22 protein-coding genes and 1 pseudogene are annotated in these 24,741 nt (G+C 62.8%); 7 read left to right on the top strand and 16 right to left on the bottom strand.

Going from position 1 to position 24,741, the window contains the following annotated elements:
- Nucleotides 1-7 precede the first annotated feature (7 nt).
- From ABOC32_RS19345 to ABOC32_RS19330, 4 genes are all read right to left on the bottom strand, one after another.
- The gene (locus ABOC32_RS19345) at nucleotides 8-1,630 is read right to left on the bottom strand and encodes an ATP-binding protein (protein ID WP_426811630.1); all 1,623 of its coding nucleotides are present in this window, start codon (nucleotides 1,628-1,630) and stop codon (nucleotides 8-10) included.
- Between the two features lie 485 nt (nucleotides 1,631-2,115).
- Nucleotides 2,116-3,525: a GntR family transcriptional regulator MpaR gene (gene mapR, locus ABOC32_RS19340; protein ID WP_426808440.1), complete on the bottom strand. Its 1,410-nt coding sequence runs from the start codon at nucleotides 3,523-3,525 to the stop codon at nucleotides 2,116-2,118.
- 50 nt (nucleotides 3,526-3,575) lie between these two features.
- On the bottom strand, nucleotides 3,576-4,979 hold the full coding sequence (gene ccoG, locus ABOC32_RS19335) for a cytochrome c oxidase accessory protein CcoG (RefSeq protein ID WP_426808439.1): 1,404 nt from the start codon (nucleotides 4,977-4,979) through the stop codon (nucleotides 3,576-3,578).
- 121 nt (nucleotides 4,980-5,100) lie between these two features.
- Nucleotides 5,101-5,340 (bottom strand): DUF3203 family protein, encoded by a 240-nt coding sequence (locus ABOC32_RS19330; RefSeq protein WP_043196021.1) that lies wholly within the window; start codon nucleotides 5,338-5,340, stop codon nucleotides 5,101-5,103.
- A 251-nt stretch (nucleotides 5,341-5,591) separates the two neighbouring features.
- Between ABOC32_RS19330 and ABOC32_RS19325 the strand changes: the two genes are divergently transcribed.
- Entirely contained in the window at nucleotides 5,592-6,116 is a 525-nt protein-coding gene (locus ABOC32_RS19325; protein WP_426808438.1) for an MgtC/SapB family protein, read from the top strand.
- A gap of 529 nt (nucleotides 6,117-6,645) precedes the next feature.
- Here ABOC32_RS19325 and ABOC32_RS19320 read toward each other — a convergent pair.
- From ABOC32_RS19320 to ABOC32_RS19310, 3 genes are all read right to left on the bottom strand, one after another.
- Nucleotides 6,646-7,545 (bottom strand): hydroxymethylglutaryl-CoA lyase, encoded by a 900-nt coding sequence (locus tag ABOC32_RS19320; RefSeq protein ID WP_426808437.1) that lies wholly within the window; start codon nucleotides 7,543-7,545, stop codon nucleotides 6,646-6,648.
- Between the two features lie 19 nt (nucleotides 7,546-7,564).
- On the bottom strand, nucleotides 7,565-7,963 hold the full coding sequence (locus tag ABOC32_RS19315) for a MerR family transcriptional regulator (protein ID WP_016487404.1): 399 nt from the start codon (nucleotides 7,961-7,963) through the stop codon (nucleotides 7,565-7,567).
- 200 nt (nucleotides 7,964-8,163) lie between these two features.
- On the bottom strand, nucleotides 8,164-9,042 hold the full coding sequence (locus ABOC32_RS19310; protein WP_426808436.1) for a helix-turn-helix domain-containing protein: 879 nt from the start codon (nucleotides 9,040-9,042) through the stop codon (nucleotides 8,164-8,166).
- A 172-nt stretch (nucleotides 9,043-9,214) separates the two neighbouring features.
- Between ABOC32_RS19310 and pobA the strand changes: the two genes are divergently transcribed.
- Nucleotides 9,215-10,402 carry a 4-hydroxybenzoate 3-monooxygenase gene (gene pobA, locus ABOC32_RS19305; RefSeq protein WP_426808435.1) on the top strand — a complete coding sequence of 396 codons (1,188 nt, stop codon included), beginning with the start codon at nucleotides 9,215-9,217 and terminating at the stop codon, nucleotides 10,400-10,402.
- Nucleotides 10,403-10,541: 139 nt separating this feature from the next.
- Here the strand turns inward: pobA and ABOC32_RS19300 are convergent, their stop codons facing one another.
- Nucleotides 10,542-11,192: an ankyrin repeat domain-containing protein gene (locus tag ABOC32_RS19300; protein ID WP_426808434.1), complete on the bottom strand. Its 651-nt coding sequence runs from the start codon at nucleotides 11,190-11,192 to the stop codon at nucleotides 10,542-10,544.
- A 115-nt stretch (nucleotides 11,193-11,307) separates the two neighbouring features.
- Here ABOC32_RS19300 and ggt point away from each other — a divergent pair, with 115 nt between their 5' ends.
- Together ggt and ABOC32_RS19290 are read left to right on the top strand one after the other, a co-directional pair.
- Nucleotides 11,308-13,098 (top strand): gamma-glutamyltransferase, encoded by a 1,791-nt coding sequence (gene ggt, locus ABOC32_RS19295; protein WP_426808433.1) that lies wholly within the window; start codon nucleotides 11,308-11,310, stop codon nucleotides 13,096-13,098.
- 44 nt (nucleotides 13,099-13,142) lie between these two features.
- The gene (locus ABOC32_RS19290; RefSeq protein ID WP_016487399.1) at nucleotides 13,143-14,024 is read left to right on the top strand and encodes a LysR substrate-binding domain-containing protein; all 882 of its coding nucleotides are present in this window, start codon (nucleotides 13,143-13,145) and stop codon (nucleotides 14,022-14,024) included.
- A 156-nt stretch (nucleotides 14,025-14,180) separates the two neighbouring features.
- Here ABOC32_RS19290 and ctlX read toward each other — a convergent pair whose 3' ends face one another.
- Both ctlX and ABOC32_RS19280 read right to left on the bottom strand, forming a co-directional pair.
- A complete protein-coding gene (gene ctlX / locus ABOC32_RS19285) occupies nucleotides 14,181-15,143 on the bottom strand; it encodes a citrulline utilization hydrolase CtlX (protein WP_426808432.1) in 963 nt (320 codons plus the stop codon).
- A gap of 26 nt (nucleotides 15,144-15,169) precedes the next feature.
- Nucleotides 15,170-16,222, bottom strand: a complete 1,053-nt coding sequence (locus ABOC32_RS19280; RefSeq protein ID WP_426808431.1) for an ornithine cyclodeaminase — start codon at nucleotides 16,220-16,222, stop codon at nucleotides 15,170-15,172.
- Between the two features lie 190 nt (nucleotides 16,223-16,412).
- Between ABOC32_RS19280 and ABOC32_RS19275 the strand changes: the two genes are divergently transcribed.
- Entirely contained in the window at nucleotides 16,413-16,835 is a 423-nt protein-coding gene (locus ABOC32_RS19275) for an Lrp/AsnC family transcriptional regulator (protein ID WP_426808430.1), read from the top strand.
- A gap of 350 nt (nucleotides 16,836-17,185) precedes the next feature.
- Here ABOC32_RS19275 and ABOC32_RS19270 read toward each other — a convergent pair whose 3' ends face one another.
- Entirely contained in the window at nucleotides 17,186-17,347 is a 162-nt protein-coding gene (locus tag ABOC32_RS19270) for a hypothetical protein (protein ID WP_426811674.1), read from the bottom strand.
- On the opposite strand from ABOC32_RS19270, the pseudogene ABOC32_RS19265 reads away from it, so the two are divergent.
- A pseudogene (locus ABOC32_RS19265) lies at nucleotides 17,274-18,583 on the top strand (amino acid permease). The gene ABOC32_RS19270 and the pseudogene ABOC32_RS19265 overlap by 74 nt on opposite strands.
- Nucleotides 18,584-18,741: 158 nt before the next feature.
- On the opposite strand, the gene ABOC32_RS19260 reads toward ABOC32_RS19265, so the two are convergent.
- The 4 genes from ABOC32_RS19260 to ABOC32_RS19245 all read right to left on the bottom strand — a co-directional run bounded on the left by ABOC32_RS19260 (nucleotide 18,742) and on the right by ABOC32_RS19245 (nucleotide 22,763).
- Nucleotides 18,742-19,341, bottom strand: coding sequence for an START domain-containing protein (locus tag ABOC32_RS19260; protein WP_426808429.1), 600 nt, complete (start codon nucleotides 19,339-19,341; stop codon nucleotides 18,742-18,744).
- Nucleotides 19,342-19,431: 90 nt separating this feature from the next.
- The gene (locus tag ABOC32_RS19255) at nucleotides 19,432-20,268 is read right to left on the bottom strand and encodes a bifunctional allantoicase/(S)-ureidoglycine aminohydrolase (RefSeq protein WP_016499386.1); all 837 of its coding nucleotides are present in this window, start codon (nucleotides 20,266-20,268) and stop codon (nucleotides 19,432-19,434) included.
- A 106-nt stretch (nucleotides 20,269-20,374) separates the two neighbouring features.
- Nucleotides 20,375-21,766 (bottom strand): LLM class flavin-dependent oxidoreductase, encoded by a 1,392-nt coding sequence (locus tag ABOC32_RS19250; RefSeq protein ID WP_426808428.1) that lies wholly within the window; start codon nucleotides 21,764-21,766, stop codon nucleotides 20,375-20,377.
- A 16-nt stretch (nucleotides 21,767-21,782) separates the two neighbouring features.
- Nucleotides 21,783-22,763, bottom strand: a complete 981-nt coding sequence (locus tag ABOC32_RS19245; protein WP_426808427.1) for an aliphatic sulfonate ABC transporter substrate-binding protein — start codon at nucleotides 22,761-22,763, stop codon at nucleotides 21,783-21,785.
- A 196-nt stretch (nucleotides 22,764-22,959) separates the two neighbouring features.
- On the opposite strand from ABOC32_RS19245, the gene ABOC32_RS19240 reads away from it, so the two are divergent.
- Nucleotides 22,960-23,841 (top strand): hypothetical protein, encoded by an 882-nt coding sequence (locus ABOC32_RS19240; RefSeq protein WP_426808426.1) that lies wholly within the window; start codon nucleotides 22,960-22,962, stop codon nucleotides 23,839-23,841.
- Here the strand turns inward: ABOC32_RS19240 and ABOC32_RS19235 are convergent.
- Nucleotides 23,838-24,722, bottom strand: coding sequence for a DMT family transporter (locus tag ABOC32_RS19235; protein ID WP_426808425.1), 885 nt, complete (start codon nucleotides 24,720-24,722; stop codon nucleotides 23,838-23,840). The two genes, ABOC32_RS19240 and ABOC32_RS19235, sit on opposite strands and share 4 nt — an antisense overlap.
- Nucleotides 24,723-24,741 lie beyond the last annotated feature (19 nt).

Genomic DNA, 24,741 nt, shown 5'->3' with positions numbered 1-24,741 from the left:
CAGCCGTTCATTTCGACGAATGCAGGTTGGCCAGCAGTTTTTCGACGTGCTGGTCGAGCGACGTCAGGTCGAATGGCTTGCACAGCACGCTGCAGAGTCGTGATGGCGCGACACCGACCTGGTCGGCGGTGTAACCGGTAATGAAAAGCACTGCCACGTCTGAGGGAAGGGCTGCGGCCAATTGTCGGCCGTCGATGCCGCCCGGCAGGCCAATGTCGGTGACCAGCAGCTCAGGCCGCAAGCCGGCCTGTACAGCATCCAGTGCGCTGCGCCCGTCGCTGAATGTGCGTACATCGTGCCCGTGTCCTTGCAAAACATCTTCGATCACAAGGCGCATGTTGGCCTGATCTTCCACGAGCATGATCAGGCGGGGCCTGTTAGGGAATTTGTCGGCTGCCGGTTGGGGGAGGGCAAGCGGTGCAACTACGGCATCGCTATCTTTGGGCAGGTACAAGTCAACACGCGTCCCCTGCCCTGGTTCGCTGGTGATCTGCATTTGCCCCCCGGACTGGCGGACGAAACCGTAGGCGATCGACAGCCCGAGGCCGGAGCCCTGGCCCAATGGTTTGGTCGTGTAGAATGGCTCCAGCGCGCGTTGGGCCACCTCGGCGGCCATGCCAATGCCGTTATCGCTGACCCAGACCTGTAGGTAGTCACCCGGAAGGAGGTCCAGTACGCTGGCCTGTGCTTGATCAAGTGAGGCATTCGCACAACTGATACACAATTTGCCACCCAATGGCATGGCATCGCGGGCGTTGATGCACAGATTTAGCAAAGCACTTTCCAGTTGTGGAGGATCAATTGCAATCAGCCATTGGCCGGCCTGTGTCTGGTCAACGAAGTGGATACCTTCATGCAGCGAACTCTTGATCAGGTCGTGCATGCCGGCCACCAGTTGATGCACATCCGTGGTTTGCGGAATCAAGGTTTGCTGGCGGGAAAATGCCAGCAGGCGTTTTACCAGCGCGGCGGCACGCTGGGAGTCCTGCCGGGCGATGGCCAGCAGCCGTGTGGCTTCCGGGTACCGGTGTTCTGCCTGGCGTTCGCAGGCCACCTCCAGGGCTGCCAGGATGCTGCCGAGCAGGTTGTTGAAATCATGTGATATACCGCCGGTCAACTGGCCGACGGCTTCCATCTTCTGGGATTGGCGCAAAGCGTTTTCGATTTCTCGCAGGCGCTCCTGCTCAGCGACGCGTTCCGTGATGTCGTAGGCAAACAGGTATCCCCCCTGTATTTGCTGCTGAGCATCAAGCAAGGGGTTGTAGCGGAGCTCATAATGACGCAGTGCGTGCGGCCCACCCAAGGCGATGTTCTCGACGAATGCCTCGCCGGCCATCACCCGTGGCCACACCGGGTCGAGCTGGCTCTTGATATCCGGCTGGCGTGACAGGAATTGCGGAATGTAGTCACCCACCTTGGGTACGAAACCGCGCAGGCGCTTGAAGGTTTCCTGTGCTGTGCGGTTGATCGCCAGCAGCCTGAAGCTGCGGTCTGCGGCAAACACGTTGGCCAGGCTGTGGTCGACCAGCTCGCCTAGCAGCCTGTTGTTGGCTTGTTCCTTGTCGACCTTGTTCGACAGCTCCTGGTTACGTGCTTGCAGGTTATCGAGGGTTACCTGTTCGGCCGGCATGCCGGTAAAGATCACTGCCACTCGTTTCTGGCTGGCGGGCTCCAGACGGTGCACCGACAGCTTCAGCCAGCGGTCGGTCAACGCCAGCCGTTCCTCGAAATGCAAGGGTTGCCCAGAGCGCGCCACTTCTGCGAAGCGCGGAAGCCAGGTGTCGATTTCGTCCGGGATCGTTTCGCGGGCCGTACGGCCCAATTGTTTGGGGTGGGCGGTGTGGTGCAAACAAGCGTCGTTAGCAAGGATGTAACGGTAGTCATACAGCTGCCCGTTCCTGTCCTCGAGCATTTCGAGTACACAGAAACCTTGATGCATGTGGCCTGCCATGACGTCATGACAGGCCGCCTTGAGGCGCAGTTCGGCATTCTGCGCCTCCAGTTCGAGCAATTTTTCTTGTAGTTGCTCGATGCAAGCTGAGGTGTTTTCCGGGGGCATGCTGGCTATCCTGCCTGCGAGTTTGGCAACTATAGCTGGCATTGTGCATATTTACTTCAGAACGAGCGGATGATTCGTCCCAAGGTTTCCATGGCCCGTTCGGCGCTGTCATGCCAGGGGCTGCCGTAGTTCAGGCGAATGCAGTTGCCGAAGCGGCGGGTGGGCGAAAAGATCGGCCCCGGGGCGATGCTGATGCCTTGGGCCAGGGCCATGTGGAACAGCTTGAGGGCGTCCATCTGCTCGGGCAGCTCCAGCCAAAGGAAGTAGCCGCCCGAGGGCTGGCTGACCCGTGTCTGCGCCGGGAAGTGGCGGGCGATGGCCGACAGCATGTTGGCCTGCTGGCCCTCTAGGGCGTAGCGCAATTTGCGCAAGTGGCGGTCGTAGCCGCCGTGCTGCAGGTAGTCGGCTATCGCAGCCTGGGCCGGCATCGAGGCACACAGCGAGGTCATCAGCTTCAGTCGCTCGATCTTCTGCGCAAAGCGCCCGGCCGCCACCCAGCCGATGCGGTAACCGGGTGCCAGGCTTTTGGCGAACGAGCCACAGTGCATCACCAGGCCTTGGGTATCGAAGGCCTTGGCCGGCTTTGGCGCCTGTTGCGAGTAATACAACTCGGCGTACACGTCGTCTTCGATCAACGGTACCTGGTGCCGCGTCACCAGCTCCACCAGCGCCTGCTTCTTCGCCTCCGGCATGCTTGCGCCTACCGGGTTCTGGAAGTTGGTCATGCACCAGACGGCCTTCACCGGGTGTTTTTCCAGCGTCTGTGCCAGTACCCCCAGGTCCATGCCTTCGCGCGGGTGCACGGGAATTTCCACAGCCTTGAGCTTGAGCCGTTCCAGCACTTGCAGGCAGGCATAGAAGGCGGGGGCCTCGATGGCCACCAGGTCGCCCGGTTGGGTCACTGCCTGCAGGCACAGGTTCAGGGCTTCAAGTGCACCGTTGGTGATCAGCAGCTCTTCCATCGGCAGCATCAGCCCACCGACCATGTAACGCAGGGCAATTTGCCGGCGCAGCTGCGGGTTGCCGGGCGACAGGTCGGTCACCACCATGCGCGGGTCCATGCTGCGGCTGGCGCTGGCGAGCGAGCGCGACAGGCGCTGCAGCGGGAACAGTTCGGGGCTGGGGAAGGCTGAGCCGAACGGTATGGTGTTGGGGTCCTTGATCGAGTCGAGGATCGAGAACACCAAGCCGCTGACGTCCACGTCAGTCGACTCGCTGACCGGCTGCAATGCCTGCGGCTCGCTGAACTGGCGCGGGGCGTGGGCGTTGACGAAATAGCCCGAGCGCGGCCGGGCACGGATCAGCCCGCGCCGCTCCAGCAGGTAGTAGGCCTGGAACACGGTGGACGGGCTGACCCCGTGGGTCTGGCTGGCGTAGCGCACCGAAGGCACGCGTTGGCCGGGGCCCAGGACCCCGGAGCGGATCAGTTCGGCAATGTCGTCGGCGAAGCGTTCGTAGCGTTTCATTCTGGCCTTCTGTCGAAGCCTGGCAGGCAAGGTGGAGTCAGTGTAAGGGATCAGCGGTTCATCGGTGCGACGAAGCGGCTTTGCGCCACGCTGCGAATGGCAGGGTCGTCGCGCTCGCTGATTTCGAAGCTCAGCGTTTGCGAACTGCTGGCCGGGCGCTCGGCCAGCATCGCCACCGAGACCGGCAGTTCGCTCATTTCGCCGGCCGGGATCACCAATGCGGTGTTGCCCTGCAAGATGAAACCGTCAGCGTCCAACAGGCGCAGCGCATAGTGCTGGGTGCGCTCGGTCTTGTTGATGACCTTGAGCAGGTAAATGTTCTCGATCTGGCCCAGGGCGTTTTCACGGAACAGGCCGCGGTCCTTGATCACGTCCAGCGAAACCATCGGGCGCATCTGCAAGGCCACCACCAGTGCCGCGATCATCACCCCGAGCGCAGCGACGTAGCCCAGCAGGCGCGGGCGCAGCCAGTGGGTGGTGCCGCCCTGCAAACTGTGTTCGGACTTGTAACCGATCAACCCGCGGGCGTAGCCCATCTTGTCCATCACTCCGTCACAGGCGTCGATGCACGCCGCGCAGCCGATGCAGGCCATTTGCAAGCCATCGCGGATATCGATGCCGGTGGGGCACACTTGCACGCACAGCGTGCAGTCGATGCAGTCGCCCAGGCCTTGCGCGCCCACGTCACTGCCTTTCTTGCGCGGGCCACGGGCTTCACCACGGCGCGGGTCATAGGCGACCGCGAGCGTGTCCTTGTCGAACATCACCGCCTGGAAGCGCGCATACGGGCACATGTGCAGGCACACCGCTTCACGCAGCAGGCCTGCGTTGATGTAGGTGGCAGCAGTGAAGAACAGCACCCAGAACAGCGCCACGCCGCCCAGTTGCAATGTGAACAGCTCTGCAGCCAGTGGCCGGATAGGCGTGAAGTAGCCGACAAAGGTCAGCCCGGTCACTACACCGATGGCCAGCCACAGGCTGTGCTTGAGGGTGCGGCGTGCCAGTTTGTTCAGGCTCCAGGGCGCGGCGGCGAGCTTGATGCGCTGGTTGCGGTCACCCTCGATGACCTTTTCGCACCACATGAACAGCCAGGTCCAGGTGCTCTGTGGGCAGCTGTAGCCGCACCACACCCGGCCGGCATACACGGTGATGGCGAACAGGCCGAAGGCGCAGATGATCAGCAGCGCCGACAGCAGGATGAAATCCTGTGGCCAGAAGGTGGCGCCAAAGATGTGGAATTTGCTTTCGCCCAAGTCCCACAGCACGGCTTGGCGGCCATTCCAGTTCAGCCAGGCAGTGCCAAAAAACAGCACGAACAGGGCGCCGGCAAAGCCGATGCGCAGGCTACGGTACAGCCCGGTAAAACTGCGGGTGTGGATGCCGTTGTCGATGCGACGCGGTGGGTGGCTGGCTGGGGCGGCGGCGATCTCTGTAAAAGGGATTCTGTTATTCATGGTTCGGTGCTCATCAGGCCTCGATCAGGCATGAGCACTATGGCCCTGAGGCTGTTATCAGCACAGGCTCAGATTTTGCGATAAAAACCGTATCAGATTACCCGCTCGGCCCCGCCAGGCCTTAGATCACCGAGCCTGGCACACTGGTCTTCAGGTGCCTGCGGCTATCCACCGCACCCGCCACGGTCAGTGCATCCGCCTCGGATTCGGTGATGGGCACGCGTTGGCCTGCGAGCAAGGCCACGGACATGCGCAGTTGTTCGTCGGTGATGATTTCGATATCAGGGCCATCACCCTCGATGCGCAGGTCTTCGCCGATCAGGGTGCAGCGTTGGGTGGATTCTTCAATTTCAACGGGCATGGTGAAGTCCTCCTCGGGGATGTACAGAGTGGACCGCGGTGAGGGGCTGGTTGCTGCATCAACAGGCTGAGCGGCACTTTGCCCTGTGTGCAGAGGTCAACTCTGCATAGGGCAGGCTTGGCCTCTTCGCGGGCACGCCCGCTCCCACAGGATCACCACAAATATCAAGAACGGTGCAGTACCTGTGGGAGCGGGCATGCCCGCGAAAAGGCCGGATCTGCTACACAAGGCTCTGCATGGGGACAACTGTGATGGACGTCATCTGGGAAGCAATCCAGGCCGAATTCGCCGATGTCACCGATGAGCGCGAGGTCACGCGCATTCTGGTGCGCCTGCTGATGGCAGCCATACTTGGCGCTGTGCTGGGCTTTGAACGCGAACACAAAGGCAAATCCGCCGGGGTGCGCACCCACATGCTCGTCTCGCTGGGTGCCGCACTGTTCGTGCTGGCACCCAGCATGGCCGGGGCCGATGAACAAGCGCTAAGCCGGGTGATCCAGGGTATCGTCGCCGGTATCGGCTTTCTGGGGGCGGGTACCATCCTCAAAGGTAACGGCCAGGACACCAGCCATGTGAAAGGCCTGACTACCGCCGCGGGGCTATGGATGACTGCTGCCATCGGTACGGCTGCCGGCATGGGGCGCGAAGCCACGGCGTTGATCAGTACGGTACTGGCCCTGCTGGTACTGGGCACGATGCCGTTGCTGGTGGAGAAGATCGAAGGACAGAACGAGGAAAAGCAGGAGGAGGAGAATGAGGAGGGCAGGAAGCACTAAGGGGAGCCGAAGCTCCCCCCAAAGCGTTGCTGCTTGCTCTTTTTTTATTATTGAGACCGGCTTTTTGTTGTTTTTGTCAGCCTGCCTTGGTGTTGCGAGCGACCCCCATGCGGGGTCAAGAGCAAACGTATTTTTTTGAGCGCTGACCTGCTTTCATCATTGATCCGAACCTGGCTGTAGCTACCTTCAGGTAGTTTTATTGTTCTGTGCCAGACCGCGGGGCGTACCCCTGAAAAGCATGTCGACTCCAAAAAGATCTGCTTGCTACGCCTCTGCCGTGTTGTTCTTGTTATGTCAGAGCCGTTACCTGTTGTTTTTATTGGGTGTCACATTTTTTTTGTTCTTGTACGAAAGATATAGCAGGGTGCGTGCCAACTTTTTCAAACCCTTTAAAATCAAGCGCTTAGCGATTTGCATGGAAATTGTCTGGCCTGAAATTCTGTCGATTTGTTTCCCTGTTACCCGATTTTTTGCTGTGAAACGTGGGGGCGGTAACACTTCGCCCACACCTATGTGACACCCGTATGACTTATTGCGCGCTGCGCGCCCGTGCTACCCGCGACCCATTGCCGCGGCCCAGTACGCTGCTGATGCGCTGGCCCGCGGCGATCAGCCGGTCCAGGTCGATACCGGTAGCAATGCCCAGCCCCTGCAGCAGGTACACCACATCTTCCGTGGCGATGTTGCCGGTAGCGCCTTTGGCGTAAGGGCAGCCACCCAGCCCGGCCACCGAGCTGTCGAACACATTGATACCTTCGAGCAGGCTGGCATAGACGTTGGCCAATGCCTGGCCATAGGTATCATGGAAGTGCCCGGCCAGTTGCTCGCGTGGTACCTGGGCCGATACCACCTCGAACAGGCGTCGGGTATCACCGGCGGTACCGGTGCCGATGGTGTCGCCCAGCGAGACCTCGTAACAGCCCATGTCATGCAGGGCGCGGGCCACGAGGGCCACCTGTTCGGCGCTGACCTTGCCTTCATAGGGGCAGCCGAGTACGCACGAAACATAGCCGCGCACGCGCACACCGTGGTTGCGCGCGGCTTCCATGATCGGTTCGAAGCGCTTGAGGCTGTCGCTGATCGAGCAGTTGATGTTGCGCTGCGAGAACGCTTCGGAGGCAGCTGCAAACACCGCCACTTCCTTCACCCCGGCAGCCAGGGCGTCCTCGAAGCCGCGCAGGTTTGGCGCCAGCGCCGCATACGTCACACCGGGGCGTTGCTGGATACCGGCGAACACCTCGGCGGAACCGGCCATCTGCGGCACCCACTTGGGCGAGACGAAACTGCCCACCTCGATATAGGCCAGGCCCGCCTCGGTGAGGTCGTCCACCAGCCGCACCTTGTCGGCAACGCTGATGGGCTGGGCTTCGTTCTGCAAACCGTCGCGGGGGCCTACTTCGACCAGACGGACTTCTTTGGGCAAGGGCATGGCGGGTTTCCTGTGGCGTTCAGCGGTTGTCTTTGTTGTTCAGGGTGGCGGCCAGGGCTTGCTCACAGCGCTCCTGGGCGGTGTCCAGTTCAAGTTGCATCTGGTGGATGTCGAGCATCTGCTGTTCCAGCTGGGCGCGGCGTTCGGCGATTTTCGCCAGCATGCTGTTGAGCTGCTTGAGGTTGCCGCTGGTGGGGTCGTACAGCTCAATCAGCTCGCGGCACTCGGCCAGCGAAAAGCCGATGCGCTTGCCGCGCAGGATGAGCTTCAGGCTGACCTTGTCGCGCGCCGTGTAGATACGTTCCAGGCCTCGGCGTTCAGGGCTCAGCAGGCCCTGCTCCTCGTAGAAACGGATGGCACGGGTGGTGATGTCCAGCTCGCGGGACAGGTCGGAGATGCTGTAGGTCTGGGTGCTCATGCTGGGGCTCGGCGTGGGGTATGCGGTTATCCTGAGGGCAGGTTTACGTATACGTCAAGCAAGGGCTGAAAATGCGTGTTGCTTGCACCGGCCTCTTCGCGGGCTTGCCCGCTCCCACAGAGGTGCGCCGCTTGCGGGCGTGATGCAATACCTGTGGGAGCGGGCGTGCCCGCGAAGAGGCCGGTACAGACAGCCACAATTCATTCCGGCTGCACCGACCTGCGATACCCATTGGGCGTCTGCCCACTCAAGCGCTTGAACCACCGGGCAAAGTAAGTTGGGTCGGTGAACCCCAGGTTATCCGACAGCTGCCCGATACTCATCCGCGTATAGATCAGGTTGCGCCGCGCCTCCAGCAGCAAGCGCTGGTGCAGCACCTGCAGCGCAGTCTGGCCACTCAGCGCCCGGCACAACTGGTTCAGTTGCAGGCTCGGAACATTCAATCGCGCGGCGAAGTCCTCTACCGACAGGTGCTCGCGGTAATGCGCTTCGACCAGTCGCAGGTACTGCCCCAACAACTGGCGGTCACGCTCATCCCGATTGCGCGGCGCTTGCCCCAGTTGCTGGCGGCGGCTGATCCACACCATCAGCGCGGTCACCAGCGCTTCGAGCATGGCCGCCCGCGCGGGGGCATTGCCTTGGTACTCCTGCTGCAAAGTGCCGATCAGGCTACGCAGGTGCACGCGGTCCTGGCCTAGCGGGTAACACGCCGGTTTCGCCAGCACCGTCAGCGGCGCGCCCAAGCGCTGTTCCAGGTTCGCCACCAGTGCGGTGCCAAAGGTCAGCACATACCCCTGTATATCGGCACTGAAGCGAAAGCCATGCACGGTCATTGGCGGCACCACCTGGATCGCCGCCTCGCCGATGGCACTGCGCACGCCTTCGACCTCCACCTGGGCCTGGCCGCGCTGTACGTAAAGCAGCTGGAACAGTTCGGCATGCTGGTGCGGCTTGATTTCCCAGTGGTGCAAACGGCTACGCGCCGGGATCGACTCGCAGTGCAGCAGGTCGGTGCCGGGCCAGGCCTGGTTTTCGCCATACAGCTTGAACAACGGGACACCGGGGAGGGTGGATTTCATGCGGTCAGGCCTGTCCGTTAATCGAACGTTTTTTGCAAAAGTGCAGTTTATTCATTGAATAGCACACTTAATGGGCAATTTTTGCCAGTAAAAATGCAAGGGCAAACCCTAACAGCAGATGCCGCCCCACTGCCAGTCCAGGGCCGGCATCGTCCGAACAGAGACAACAACAATGAAAACTCAGGTTGCAATTATTGGTGCAGGTCCGTCTGGCCTGCTGCTGGGCCAACTGCTGCACAAGGCCGGTATCGATAACGTCATCGTCGAGCGCCAGACGCCCGAGTACGTCCTTGGCCGCATCCGCGCCGGTGTGCTGGAACAAGGCACGGTCGACCTGCTGCGCGAAGCCGGTGTGGCCGAGCGCATGGACCGTGAAGGCCTGGTGCACGAAGGGGTCGAGCTGCTGGTTGGCGGGCGCCGTCAGCGCCTGGATCTCAAGGCGCTGACCGGTGGCAAGACGGTGATGGTGTACGGCCAGACCGAAGTCACCCGTGACCTGATGCAGGCCCGCGAAGCCAGCGGTGCACCGATCATCTATTCCGCCAGCAATGTCCAGCCCCATGAACTGAAGGGCGAGAAGCCGTATCTGACCTTCGAAAAAGATGGCCTTGTGCACCGGGTGGACTGCGACTATATCGCCGGCTGTGACGGCTTCCATGGCGTGTCGCGGCAAAGCATCCCCGAGGGCGTGCTGAAGCAGTACGAACGGGTTTATCCGTTTGGCTGGCTGGGCCTGCTGTCGGACACACCGCCGGTCAATCACGAACTGATCTACGCCCACCACGAGCGTGGTTTCGCCTTGTGCAGCCAGCGCTCGCAAACACGCAGCCGGTACTACCTGCAGGTACCTTTGCAGGACCGCGTCGAGGAATGGTCTGACGAGCGCTTCTGGGACGAACTCAAAGCCCGTTTGCCCGCCGACGTAGCGGCTGACCTGGTCACTGGCCCAGCCCTGGAAAAAAGTATCGCGCCGCTGCGTAGCCTGGTGGTCGAGCCCATGCAGTACGGTCACCTGTTCCTGGTGGGTGACGCTGCGCACATCGTCCCACCCACCGGCGCCAAAGGCCTGAACCTGGCAGCCTCGGACGTCAACTACCTCTATCGCATCCTGGTCAAGGTGTACGGCGAAGGGCGTACCGACCTGCTTCAGCACTATTCGCCGCTGGCCCTGCGCCGGGTATGGAAGGGCGAGCGTTTCAGCTGGTTCATGACCCAGCTGCTGCACGACTTCGGCAGCCACAAGGATGCCTGGGACCAGAAGATGCAGGAGGCTGACCGCGAGTACTTCCTGAACTCGCCGGCGGGGCTGCTGAACATTGCCGAGAACTATGTGGGGCTGCCGTACGAAGAAGTGGTCTGAGGCTCTGTGCTGCCCGTCTTGGCCTCATCGCCGGCAAGCCAGCTCCCACAGGTACTGCACATGACTTGAATTGATGCGGTCAATGTGGGAGCTGGCTTGCCGGCGATCACGGGCGAAGCCCGTGCCATGCATACCTTGCCTATTGGGCCAGCAGGGTCTCCATTTCTCGATACCCGCGCTGGCGCGCATGCTCCAGCGCGGTAACCCCGTCCTTGTCGGCGATCTGCCGATCCGCGCCCGCCGCCAGCAGCCGGCGCACAATCTCCACATGGCGCGGCCCGCCATCCCCCAGGATCACTGCCTCCATGAGTGCGGTCCAGTGCAGGCGGTTCAGGTGGTTCACGTCCACGCCGGCATCGATCAGCATCTGCACCGTCTCGACATGGCCGCGCTCAGCCGCAGGGATCAACGCCGTTCCCCCGTATCGGTTGGTACTCTTCAGGTCGGCACCGTGGCTCAAGGTCAGGCGCAGGATGTCGTTGAGGCCCCGGGCGCCGGCATACAGGTAAGGGCTGTCATCAATATTGTCTTTCGCGTTCACGTCGGCACCGGCCTCGATCAGCGCTTGGGCCGCCGCAACCTGGTTGCCGTGGGTGGCCACCAGCAGGGCAGTGCGGCCTTGCTCATCACGGCTGTCCAGTGGGGCACCTTGTGTCAGCAACTGTTGCAGGGTGCGCACGTCGTCCTGGCGGGCGGCGTTGTGCAGGCGTTGGTCCATGGGGGTGTTCTCGGCGTGGGCGGCAAGGCTGGTGAGCAGGGCGAACAGCAGGGTTGCGAGTGATCTACGCATGGGGTGGCTCCTGATTGACCTGCCTGCATCCTAGAAAAATCACACCAAGTCTTGAAGTTAAGTTTGCGCATGACCGACAGTGGTCTGCTGAATAGACAAGGCAGGAAACAAAACGATGAAGTTCTCCACACCGCTGATGAGCGCGCTGTGCCTGGCGGTCGCGAGTGGGTGGGTCTGTGCCGATCAGGTGTTGCCCGCCCCACCCGAACTGGCCTCCGGCTACCGCACCGGCCTGCAGCCTGTGCACGCCAACCGGCATATGGTCGCCGCCGCCAACCCGCTGGCCAGCGAAGCGGGGCGGGCGATGCTGCGTGCCGGTGGCAGCGCCATCGACGCGGCCATCGCCATGCAACTGGTGCTGACCCTGGTCGAGCCGCAATCCAGCGGCATCGGTGGCGGGGCATTTATCCTGTACTGGGACGGCAAGCGCGTGCAGGCTTTCGACGGCCGCGAGGCAGCCCCGGCGCAGGTAACGGAAAAACTGTTCTTGCAAGCCGATGGTTCACCGATGCCGTTCAGGTCGGCGCAGATCGGCGGGCGCTCAGTGGGTGTGCCCGGTGTACTGCGCGCGTTGAAGCTGGCACACGAGCAGCACGGCAAGCTGCCTTGGCAGCAACTTTTTGCCCCGGCCATCAAGTTGGCTCGTAATGGTTTCCCGGTTTCCGAACGCCTTCACACCCTGGTGGCGGGCGACCCGTACATTGCCCGTTCACCGGCCATGGCGCGCTACTTCCTGGATGAAAAGGGCAAGCCGCTGGCGGTGGGCACGACGTTGCGCAACCCCGAGCTTGCGCAAACGTTCGAGCAGATTGCCGCGCACGGTCCCCAGGCGTTCTACACCGGTGAGATTGCCCGGGCCATCGTGGCCAAAGTGCGCAGCCATGCCAATGCCGGTTACCTGTCGTTGCAGGATCTTGAGCAGTACAGCGCCAAGGAGCGCGAACCGGTGTGCGGCCCCTACAAGGCCTGGCGCATCTGCGGCATGCCGCCGCCATCGTCGGGTGGGGTGACGGTGTTGCAGACGCTGGGCATGCTTGAAGCCGTGCAGCGCGCCACGCCACAACGCGACCTGGCGGCGCTGCGGCCGCTGGCGAACACGTCCCCGGCAGGCCTGGAGGCACCGCCGCTGGCCGTGCACCTGATCGCCGAGGCCGAGCGCCTGGCCTACGCCGACCGCGCTCAGTATCTGGCCGACAGCGATTACGTGCCGGTCCCGGTCAAGGCCCTGACCGACGCCACCTACCTGGCCAGCCGAGCAGCGCAGATCGGCGAGCACAGCATGAAGCGTGCCCGCCCGGGCCAGCCGCAAGGCGCCGACCTGGCGCTGGCACCCGATCGCTCGCCTTTGCGCATTTCCACTTCGCACCTCAGCGCAGTGGATGACAGCGGCCAGGCACTGGCCATGACCACCTCGGTGGAGGCCGCGTTCGGTTCGCACCTGATGGTCAAGGGCTTCTTGCTCAACAACCATCTGACCGACTTTTCGTTTATCCCCCAGGAGCACGGCAAGCCCGTGGCCAACCGGGTGCAGCCGGGCAAGCGGCCACTGTCGGCGATGGCGCCGACCTTGGTGTTTTCGCGCGCCTCCGGCCAGCTTGTGGCCAGCCTTGGTTCACCGGGCGGCTCGCAGATCATTGGCTACGTGAACAAGGCGCTGATCGGCCTGCTGGACTGGCAACTCGACCCGCAGCGGGCCGCCGGCCTGCCCAACTTCGGCAGCCGCAATGCCGGCACCGAAGTGGAGGCCGGGCTGGCCAGCCGGGCGCTGATCCGCCAACTGGCGGCCTGGGGCCATGAGGTGACAACGATGACCATGACCAGCGGCATGCAGATCATCCAGCGCAGCGGCGAGGGCTGGTCCGGTGGCGCCGACCCGCGGCGTGAAGGTGTGGCCCTCGGCGACTAGCCGTGATAGAACGCAGTCTTGCCATTCAGTAGTTGAATACCAAGATGTCTATCAGCGTGAAATCGAATAGGGCCCTGTTCGACCTCGACCTGCTACGCGCCATTGTGGTGGTGGCGGACTGCGGCAGCTTCACCACGGCGGCGGCGCGCCTGCATTCGACCCAATCGACCATCAGCCAGAAGGTGCGCCGCCTGGAAGACATGGTCGGCCATCGGCTGTTGGTGCGGGGTAACCGCGATGTGCTGCCGACCGACGCCGGGCAGACCTTGCTCGGCTATGCCCGGCACATGCTGGCGCTGAATGACCAGATGCTCGAAGCCCTGGCCGGGGCGATGGTCGGTACCACCGTCCGCCTCGGCGTGCCCGAGGACTTCGTTGGCGGGCGCACCACCAATGCGCTGTCGGCGTTCAGCCGGCTGCACCCGCAAGTGAAGCTGGAAGTGACCAGCGGCCTGTGCCGCGACCTCAGCCAGGCCTACGACAACGGTGAACTCGACCTGGTGCTGCTCAAGCAGCGGCGCAACACCCGGGAGGGCGTGGCTTGCTGGCCCGAGCGCCTGCAATGGATCGACAGTGCGCGCACCCCCGCCTTCGAGCTGGACCCGATCCCGCTGGTGACCTTCCCGCCGCGCGGCCTGTACCGCGAGGACATGATCAACGCTATCGAAAGCATGGGCCGGCGCTGGCGCATCAGTTTTACCAGTTCCAGCCTCAGCGGTATCCAGGCGGCAGTTGCCGATGGCATGGGCATCAGCCTGCTGCCGCCAAGGGCGGCCACGGGTGAGCACCGGGTGCTGGGGGCAGGGCAGGGGCTACCGGAGGTCGACAGCTATGAAATCGTTATTGTCCACCGGCCGACGGCCGATGTGATGGTCAAGGCGTTGGCCGAGGTCATGACGCAACTGCTGGCGGGGGGTGGGATCTGACGATTCGGCGTGGCCGTTGTGGTATCTGCCTTGCATAGAATGCAGGCGATTACCCGCCCCTTGTGGGAGCGGGTTTACCCGCGAAGAATCCAGCGCGGTGCATGGCACCGGCTTCGCCGGTGTTCGCGGGTGAACCCGCTCCCACAAGGGTGCGTGTCAATGCGGCAACGGCTGCACCGCAGCCAGGCGTGGCGACAGGTGAATGCCGGCAATCATGCAGCGCACCGACCCGCCGGCCATCTCGATGGTGGGCACGTCCAGCGGTACCAGCCGTGCCGAGCGCTCGATGCGCTGGCGTTGCTCGCCGGTCAGGCTGTCGAAGGCCTTGCGTGACAGCGCCAGAATGCGCCCGTCACGCCCGGACAGTTCGATGGCATTGCCGGCAAACTGGCTGATCTGCTGGTTGCTCAGGTCAATCACGTCGCGGCCGGACTCGATCAGCCGCATGCGCACTTCCTCGGCCCGCGCCTTGTTGGTAAACGTGCCAAAACCCACCAGTGCAAACTCGGTCGCCACGCACATCAGTACGTTGGTGTGGTAGATCGGCGTACCTTGCTCGTCGGCGGTATCGAACACCATCGGCTCGAAGTTGAAGTGCGTGCTGAAGCGCTCCAGGGCTATCGGGTCGGCGCGGTTGGAACGCGCGGTATAAGCCACCCGCGACAGGTGGTCGAACACCATGGCGCCGGTCCCTTCAAGAAACAGTTCGTCCTGCTCCAGCCCCGAATAGTCGATTACGTCCTGCACGCGGTAGTCGTGCTTGAGCATCTCGATCACATCTGCGCGCCGTTCGCGGCGGCGGTTGCGCGAGTACATCGAGTAGATCGCAATGTGCCCCCCGGGGTGGGTGGAAAACCAGTTGTTGGGGAAGACCGAGTCCGGGGTGTTGTGTTCGCCGAAGTCGTCGAACAGGTGCACGCGCACACCTTCGGCCTCCAGCCTGCCCGCGGCCTGGGTGACTTCATCGCGTGCTACTTCGGCCAGGGCCTGCGCCGCGATGTCGGGGCTGCTGCGCTGGAACGAGTTGTCGGCTGCCGTTTCCGGGTTGGGCGTGAAGGCATGTGGCCGCACCATGACCACTGCTGCAGGTGCTTGAATCGAACGCGTTGGGAATGCCATCTGGAAGTACCGGGTAGGGAGCTGGGTTAGGCAACGCGTCGGATGCGGCTTTTTGCGGCGCGGCCGCGGGTGTGGCTGAACAGGTCTTTCGGGTCGTCTTCCACCCATGGCACCAGGTCGATCTTCGTGCCCAAGCCGCGCTTTTCTGCTTGCTGTAATACGTAACGTAGTACGGTGTAATCCTCCAGGGCGAAGCCCACCGAGTCGAATACGGTGACCTGGCTGTCAGACTGGCGGCCCTCGGTTTCGCCGCCCAGCACGCGCCACAGGTCAACCACCGGGAAGTCCGCTGGCAACTGCTGGATGTCGCCTTCAATACGGGTTTGCGGCTCGTACTCGACGAACACCCGGGCGTTGCGCAGCACATCGGCGTGCAGTTCGGTCTTGCCCGGGCAGTCACCGCCCACGGCATTCAGGTGCATGCCGGGTTCGAGCATGTCGGGGGTGATGATGGTGGCGTAGGCCTTGTCGGCCGTCACCGTGGTGATGATGTCCACGCCTTTCACGGCCTCGGCCACCGAGCCGGCCCGGCGGATGGTGAGGCCGCTGTATTCCTTGAGGTTGGCAATCAGCTTGGCGGTGGCCAGCGGGTCAGTGTCGTAGGCGACGATCTCTTCGATGCCCAGGTGCTTGTGGAAGGCCAGCGCCTGGAATTCGCTTTGCGCGCCGTTGCCGATCAGCGCCATCTTGCGCGAGTTCGGTCGGGCCAGTGCCTGGGCTGCCATCAGCGATGTCGCAGCGGTGCGCAGGGCGGTGGCGATGGTCAGTTCGGACAGCAGCACCGGGTAACCGGTTTCGACATCGGCCAGCACGCCGAAGGCCATCACCGTATGCAGGTCGCGAGCGGTGTTGGCCGGGTGGCCGTTGACGTATTTGAAGGCGTAGCGGCTGTTGTCGGCGACCGGCATCAGTTCGATCACGCCCACTTCCGAATGGTTGGCAACCCGTGCGGATTTATCAAACTCCTGCCAGCGTTTGAAGTCGTCCCGAAGGGCCTCGGCCAGTTCGCCAATAAACGGCGCCACGCCAATGTCATGTACCAATTCCGACATGGTTGGAACATCAATGAAATACGTCATGCTCTTGCACCTTGTTATTGTGCGCTGGCCCTCAGGCATTGCAGGGTAAACGCTGGGGATTATTGAAGTGTCGCCGCTCGAACATTTTGATGAAAGGTTGCGTCAACAGGAAGAATGCAGGTTGCCAGTTTCGTCAACTTTCTAGACAATCTGCCACCCCAAAGTAGCAATCTGATTATTTGGCAGGCATATGGACACTATCGATCGGGAACTGATTGCACTGTTGCGGGACAATGCCCGTACCCCCGTGCTGACCCTGGCGAAGAAGCTCAAGGTGGCCAGGGCGACGGTGCAAAACCGCATCAGCCGGCTCGAAGAGCAGGGCGTGATCATCGGCTACACGGTGCGTTTGCGCTCCGATGCGCTGGACCAGGGCGTGCGGGCCATTACCAGCATCGGCATCAGCGGCCACCACGCCGCAGAGGTCAAACACGCGCTGCGCGGGCATCCCAATGTGGTGGCCATCCACACCACCAATGGTCGCTGGGACCTGATGGCAGAGCTGCGCGCCGACACCCTTGAAGCGTTCGACCGGGCGCTGAATACCATCCGCTCGATCCCGCACATCGAGAATACCGAGACCAGCATCCTGCTCTCGACCTACAAAATGTGACCGCTGGGTCAGGCCGTTTGACAGGTGCATTGCGCAAACTGTCACCCAGGCTTTCCACAGTGCAAAAAATCCGTTTGGCTGTGCGCATTCTGTAGCGTTCCGCTTGGCCAAGGCCGCTGGCAGAATGAAACCGTTTTTTGCACAACCGTATCAGGCGCACCACTCAAGGGGCGTTTCAAACAATAAAAATATCCCGCTGCGAAGTTGCACCGGGCATGAGTGTCTGTCTTCGTTATTATCTGCGCTTTTGTTATTTTCAATGACAGGGAACCTGTACCTTAGTGCCAATTAATTGGTGCGGCGCGGGGCGCTGAAGTTTTACAAAAAAAGAATAAGAGGTTGACTATGCATCAAACGTGCAATTCGCAAAGCACCGCGCCAGAAGAGGGCCGAGTGCTCAAGCGACGGTTGGAAAACCGCCACATCCAGCTTATTTCGATCAGTGGCGCCATCGGCACCGGGTTGTTCATGGGCTCGGGCAAGATCATTGCGCTGTCCGGCACGTCGATCATCCTGGCTTTTTCGTGTTCTGCATCATGCGCGCCATGGGCGAAATGCTGCTGGCCAACCTGCAGATGGAGTCATTTGCCGACCTGGTACACAACTACCTGGGGCCGCGGGCTGGCTTCATCCTCAGCTGGTCGTACTGGCTCAGCTGGGTGGTGGCGGCAGTGGGCGACGTGGTGGTGGTGGCGGGGTTCGTGCAGTACTGGTACCCGGATGTACCTACCTGGCTGCCGGCATTTGCCACCATGTTCCTGTTACTGGGCCTGAACATGCTGGCGGTGAAGGCTTTTGGTGAAGTGGAGTTCTGGTTCGGCCTGATCAAGATTGTCGCCATCGTGTTGCTGGTGGTCACCGGCCTGGTGATGGTCGCCACCTCCTATACCACGCCCGGCGGCGTGACGGCCTCGTTCAGCCACCTGGTGGCGCCAGGCGTGGTCATGCCGCATGGCATTCTCGGCTTCCTCGCCGGGTTCCAGATCGCGATTTTCTCCTTCGTCGGCACTGAGCTGATCGGTACTGCGGCGGCAGAGGCCAAGGACCCCGAGAAGACCCTGCCCAAGGCAATCAACACCATCCCGGTGCGCATCCTGCTGTTCTACATCTGTTCGCTGGTGTGCATCATCAGTGTGGTCTCCTGGGCCAATGTGCCGGCCAACCGAAGCCCGTTCGTCGAGTTGTTCCTGCTGGGCGGGTTGCCCGCGGCTGCTGGCATCATCAACTTCGTGGTGCTGACCTCGGCTGCGTCGTCGGCCAACAGTGGCGTTTATTCGGGCTCGCGTATGCTCTACGGCCTGTCGCATCAGCAGCAGGCGCCGACGGCGTTCGGGCGGCTGTCCGGCTCGGGTACGCCGGTGCGTGCGCTGGTGTTTTCGGGGGTATGCATGGCAATTGCGCTGACGCTGCTGTTCGTCATTCCTGAAGTGATGACGGTGTTTACCCTGGTGTCGACCATTTCTGCCGTGATGATCATCGTCACCTGGTCGCTGATCCTGCTGTCCTACTTCGCTTACCGTCGGCAAAACCCGCAGGCGCACGCGCAGTCGAAGTTCAAGCTGCCTGGCGGCAAGGTCACCGCCGCGCTGTCGCAGCTGTTCCTGATCTTCGTGCTGTGCCTGCTGGCGCTGGAGCCGGACACCCGCACCGCGTTGTATGTGATGCCGTTGTGGTATGCGGGCCTGTTGCTGGCCTACCGGCGCAGAACCAAAGCCTCTGCCCAACCGCAGACAGCTACCGCTGTCTGAACCTGCACTGGCCTTTGTAGGAGCGGCCTTGTGCCGCGAAAGGGCTGCAAAGCAGCCCCAGCAATTTGTGCATTTACGCTGAACCCGGGGCTGCTTCGCAGCCCTTTCGCGGCACAAGGCCGCTCCTACAGGGGCCGGTGCAGGTATTCCAGTACGCTTCAGGGCTGGCGCTCGGCAACAGCCCGTAAGGTGCGCAACGTCACCACCGGCGCATCCACCACGAACCGGTTCGCCAGCCACCCCGGCACATCCCCGGCCGGGTCTGCCTGCAGTTGGTACGTCACCTCGGTCTTTCGCTCGCCCAGCGGTTTCATCCGCCACTCGCCGCTCAGGTGCTGCACGCGGATCAGCCCTTTTACCTCGGGGATCCTGCCAGGCTCGGCGCTCAGGCGCCGCAGCAAGGTGCCGTCATCCAGGCGTTCGCTGGTCACCTTCAGCACAATGTCCCGCGGCATCGTCGGCCACGGCAAGTTGGTGGTCAGGTACACCCAGGTGTTGGCGCCATCCACCTCCAGCAAGCGCATCTGGTCACAGGCGTACAGCCACTTGCAGGCTACGCGCAGGTTCTCTTGCAGGTCGGTGAGGGTGCGCACGCTGGCTTTCATGGTGCTCACACCGCGAAATTGCTGGTAGGACGAGTCGGCCACGCCACTGAGATAGACGCGTATGCCTTCGCGGTCGTAAGCCAGGTTCCAGTCTTCGGCGGCTGGAGCAGGGGTGCACAGCAACAGGGCAGCGAGCAGCAGGCAGCGGTTCATGGCCGGTACCGCGCAGGGGATGGGTGTTTGAGTATGCGCGGCAAACAGAAAGCCCGCCAGGTTGGCGGGCTTGCGGGCATCAGCCTGGGCTTAGCGCTTAGGGTTCAGCGTCAGGTGTACGTGACGGTTCACGTCTTTGTACAGCAGGTAGCTGAAGTTGCCTGGGCCGCCGGCGTAGCAGGCTTGCGGGCAGAAGGCGCGCAGCCACATGAAGTCGCCGGCTTCCACTTCGACCCAGTCCTGGTTCAGGCGGTATACCGCCTTGCCTTCCAGCACGTACAGGCCGTGTTCCATCACGTGGGTTTCAGCGAACGGGATCACGCCACCCGGCTGGAAGGTGACGATGTTCACATGCATGTCGTGGCGCATGTCGGCCATGTCGACGAAACGGGTGGTTTTCCAGCGGCCTTCGGTGCCCGGCATCTCGATGACGGTGGCGTTGTCGCGGTGGGTGACGAACGACTCCGGTACGTCCAGGCCTTCAACTTTCTGGTAGTGCTTGCGCAGCCAGTGGAAGGTGACGTTGGACTTGCTGTTGTTGCGCAGGCTCCACTCGGCGCCTGGGGCCAGGAAGGCGTAGCCGCCCGGTACCAGGGTGTGGTGCTTGCCTTCAACGGTGATGTCCAGTTCGCCTTCGACGATGAACACCACGGCTTCTGCATTAGGGTCCAGCTCAGGGCGTTCGCTGCCGCCTTCCGGGGCCAGCTCGACGATGTACTGGGAGAAGGTTTCGGCAAAACCGGTCAGCGGGCGGGCGATGACCCACATGCGCATCTTGTCCCAGAACGGCAGGTGGCTGGTGACGATGTCACGCATCACGCCCTTGGGGATGACGGCATAGGCTTCGGTGAACATGGCACGGTCAGTCAGCAGCTCGGTTTGAGCCGGGTGCCCACCGTGGGGGGCGAAGTACGAATGGTTCGACATGGACAATCTCGACTTGTTGTTCTCTCCCCATGCCGTGAACCGCACCGGCCGGTGCGGCGCAGGGGATGTGGCAACAGAATAGGGTCGAGCGCGCGCCATCCACAAATTAAATGTTGGAATACCCGGTATTTGATCGCTGAATGTCGACCTGGCGCCCAGCGTGCTGTTCCGGCAGTCGATCGCCTTGGCCGAACAGTTTCTGGCGCAGGGTGCCTTCGCAGTAGCCCGACGGGTAGCGGCCACGGCGTTGCAGCTCGGGCACCAGCAACTCGACCACATTGGCCAGGTCGTCCGGCTGTACGGCGTAGGTCAGGTTGAAACCGTCTATGCCGGTCTGGTCCAGCCAGCTTTCCAGCTGGTCGGCGACCTCGCTGGCGGCGCCTACCAGTACCGGGCCGCGACCACCCAGGCCAACGAACTCGGCGGCCTCGCGTACGGTCCAGCGGCGGTTCGGGTCGGCGGCGGTAAACGCGGCCAGGGCAGCGCGGCCGGCGTCGTTTTCGACGTATTCGATGGGCGCATCGGGGTCGAGGCCGGCAAAGTCGATGCCGGTCCAGCCCGACAGCAGCGCCAGGGCAGCGTCCAGGTCGACATAACTACGGTATTCGGCGAAGCGGGCCTCGGCCTCTTCGCGGGTAGGGGCTACGATCAACAGCGCCTGGGCATAGATCAGCACTTCATCGCGGCCTCGCCCGACGGCCTCGCTGGCCTGGCGGATGCCGTCGGCGTAGCGGCGCAATACGGTGGGGGTCGGGCCGCTGATGAACACGCATTCGGCGTGGCGCGCGGCAAACTGCTGGCCGCGTGCCGAAGCGCCGGCCTGGAACAGCACCGGTGTGCGCTGCGGTGACGGCTGGCACAGGTGCATGCCGGGCACCTGAAAGTGCTCGCCCACATGGTTGATCGGGTGCACCCGGGTTGGCTCGATGTAGCGCCCGCTGTCGCGCTCCAGCAGCACCGCGTCGTCGTCCCAGCTCTTCTCCCACAGCTTGTACAGCACCTGCAGGTATTCCTCGGCCAGGTCGTAGCGCTGGTCGTGGCCCAGCTGACGCGCCAGGCCAAGGTTGCGGGCGGCGCTGTCGAGGTAGCCGGTGACGATGTTCCAGCCGACCCGGCCATTGCTCAGGTGGTCGAGTGTGGACATGCGCCGGGCGAAGGGGTAGGGGTGCTCGTAGGTGAGCGAAAAGGTGACGCCAAACCCCAGGTGCTCGGTGACCCCGGCCATGGCTGGCACCAGCAGCAGCGGGTCGTTGACCGGTACCTGCACGCCACCGCGCAAGGCGGCTTCGGGGCCGCCCTGGTAGACGTCGTAGATGCCCAGCACATCGGCAATGAACAGGGCGTCGAACAGGCCGCGTTCCAGCAGGCGGGCCAGGTCGGTCCAGTAGCTCAGGCGGTTGAAGGCCACGCTGGTATTGCGTGGGTGGCGCCACAGGCCGGGGGACTGGTGGCTGGCGGCGTTCATGCTGAAAGCGTTGAAGCGGATCGGGCGGGGCATGTCAGGTGCGCTCCACTCAAGGCAACACGGATGCCGGGTAGACCGCGTCGGCCACCTGCAACTTGTGTGGGATCAGGCCCAGGCCCTGGAAGGTGTCAGCCAGTTTCTGTTGTTCGGCGACAATCTGCGGGGTGATGGCCACGGCGTTGTAGTTACGGCGCTCGCTGGCCACTTCCAGCACGTTGGCGGTGATGCCTAGCTGCGGGGCCAGCAGTGCTGCGACTTCTGCAGGTTTGGCGTTGGCCCACTGGCTGACTTTGCCCAGCTCGGTAAAGAAGGTTTTCAGCAGCGCACGGTGCTGGTCGGCGTAGCTGGCAGTGGACAGGTAGAAGGTGCGGTTGTTGGACAGGCCGCTGCCGTCACGCAGGTTTTTCAGGCCTGGCTGGCTTTCTGCTGCGGCGAGGAACGGGTCCCACAGGGTCACGGCCTGCACGCTACCCGACTGCAAGGCGGCCACGGCATCGGCAGCGTTGTTGACGTAGGCGGGGGTGATGTCCTGGTAACTCAGACCGGCCTGTTCCAGCGCGACGGCCAGCAGGTACTGCGCGTTCCAGCCACGGCCGGTGGCTACGCGTTTGCCTTTCAGGTCCTGCACGCCGGCCAGGTGGTCCCCCTCGCGCACCACCAGGCCGATACCGCGTGGATAAGGCTGTTCGGCGGCCAGATACACCACCGGTTTGCCGGCGGCCTGGGCGAACACCGATGGGGCGTCGGCGGCGTGGCCAAGGTCGATGGCGCCGGTGCTGAGGGCTTCGAGCAACTGGGGGCCGGCGGCAAATTCGTGCCAGCTGACCTTCACGCCTTGCGGGGCCAGGGCCTTTTCCAGGGCGCCGCTGCCTTTGAGGATGTTGATGCTGTTGAACTTCTGGTAACCGATGCGCAGGGTCTTGGCGTCGTCGGCCAGGGCTTCGGACCAGGGCAGCAGGGCACTGGCGACGCTGGCCAGCAGGCCGCCGATCAGCAGGCGGCGCAGGGGGGAGAAGGCACGGATTGGCATGGGGTTGCTCCTTGAAACCGGGTGGGAAGCGATGCGCCCAGACTAAGGAGGTGGCGTTTGGCTTTCAATTTTTATATTCCGTTTCGTTAGATTGTTTTGTTATTTTTATATCCTTTTGTTTTGTAACGGTTTGCATTCTTTCGACATTTTTTTCACATTCGCTTGCTAGCATCCCGGCATTCCCGAGGAGCCCTCCATGCCGCAATTCCTGCGCAAACGCAGCACCCGCATCGCCCTGGCCGCTACTACCGGCTTGCTCACCGCTACCCTGGGTTTCTTCGCCTGGCAGAGTTTCTACCCGGTCCAGGCTGCCACCGGCTGGGATGTCGAGGTGCTGCATCGTGACGTGGCCAAGGCCGCATCGCTGTTGCCGCAAGCGGATGGCAGCCTGCTGGTCAGCCGCGAGCTGGACGACGGCCGTGGCAGCATCCTCAAGATCACAGCAACAGGCGACCGCGTTGTGGTAATCGATAACCTGTCCAAGCCCGACGGCATGGTCGCGGCACAGGGCGGATGGGTGTTCAGCCAGGAGGGTGGCCAGGCGCCGGTAAGCCTGGCCCGCGATGGCCAGGTTACCCACCTGTTCAACGGTGAAAGCGTGCAGGGCCTGTGGAATGACGGCGACCACCTGTATGCCATCGAAGACCGCAAGGGTAATGGCCGCCTGATGCGTTATGACTGGGCCAACGGCCAGCTTGATGTGCTGCGCTCCGGCCTGACCGAAACCGAAGGCCTTACCCGCTGCAACGACGGCCGCTTGCTGTACACCGAAAAAGCCAATGGCAAGGTTCGCGCCCTGTCTGACGATGGCAAGGACCCGGTGGTGGTGGATGGCCTGCGCAACCCCACCTTCCTGTTCTGTGACCAGCGTGGCCTGTGGATCAGCGAAGACAACACCCACCGCGCACGCTTGTTGCTCATCGACGCTGACGGCGTCCAGCACGCCATGCTGACCTTCCTCAAGGCGCCACAGTCGATCGTGGCGGACGGCAAGGGCGGCTACCTGCTGGCCGAAGGCGGGCGTAACCGCGTGCTGCACCTGACTCCGCCACCGGCGCGTGACACCGCCCAGCGCTAGCTGGGCAGGCGCTGCTTGCGGGCTGGCAGCAGGCCCAGCACCAGCATGCAGCCAAGTAGAATCACCAAGCCGCCCGTCGCCTGCAACAGGCTGAGGGCTTCATCGAGAAACAACGCGCCCACCAGTACCGCCACCAGCGTGACCACGAATTCCACGCTGATGGCGCGGGTGGCGCCGATCCGGGCCACTAGGCCAAAGTACAACACGTAGGTGGTAGCGCTCATCACGGCGCCGCTGATCAGCAGGTAAAGCCAGTCGCCTGCTTGTGGCACGCTGGGCACCGGTACTACCAGCAACAGCGGCAGGGTCAGCAGCCCGCCCGCCAGGAACGCACCGCCGGTGACCGTCCACGGGTCCTGGCCGCGCAGGTGCAGGCTGGCGTAATTACTGCCGTAGGCGGCGCTGATGGCACCCAGCAGCGAGGCGATGCAGCCGTGGATGAAGTCGTCATCGACCGGCCTGGCCGGAAAGCCGACCAGTATGGCGATGCCGACAATGCCCAGCAGCAGCCCGGCCAGGCCTTGCGGGGTTATTTTCTCCAGCCCCCACACCCGCCCGATCAGCATCGAGAACAGCGGAATGGTGGCGACAAAAATCGCCGCCATCGCCGTGCCGATGCGAGGGGTGGCGTATGACATGCCGATCAGTTGCCCGGCCACCGTAGTCGCGCCCACCACCAGCAAGGGCACCAGCAGCGGGCGCAGGCGTAGCGGGCGGCCCAGCAGGGCTGCGAGGGCCGCCAGGGTGGCGCTGGCAATCAGTGCCCGCAGGCTGACCGCGCCCACCCAGCCAAAGGCATGCACCACCTTGAGCAACACCAGGAACGAAAAGCCCCAGGCGATGGCCAGGAACAGGTAGGCGGCGAGGTCGCGCGGTTGCATGAGGCAGGGTCCATCCAGG

The organism is Pseudomonas sp. WOUb67 (genome assembly GCF_050058005.1).
Taxonomy (GTDB): Bacteria; Pseudomonadota; Gammaproteobacteria; order Pseudomonadales; family Pseudomonadaceae; genus Aquipseudomonas; species Aquipseudomonas putida_R.
The sequence above is the reverse complement of the archived record's forward strand: the minus strand, read 5'-3'. Positions and strand labels throughout refer to the sequence as shown.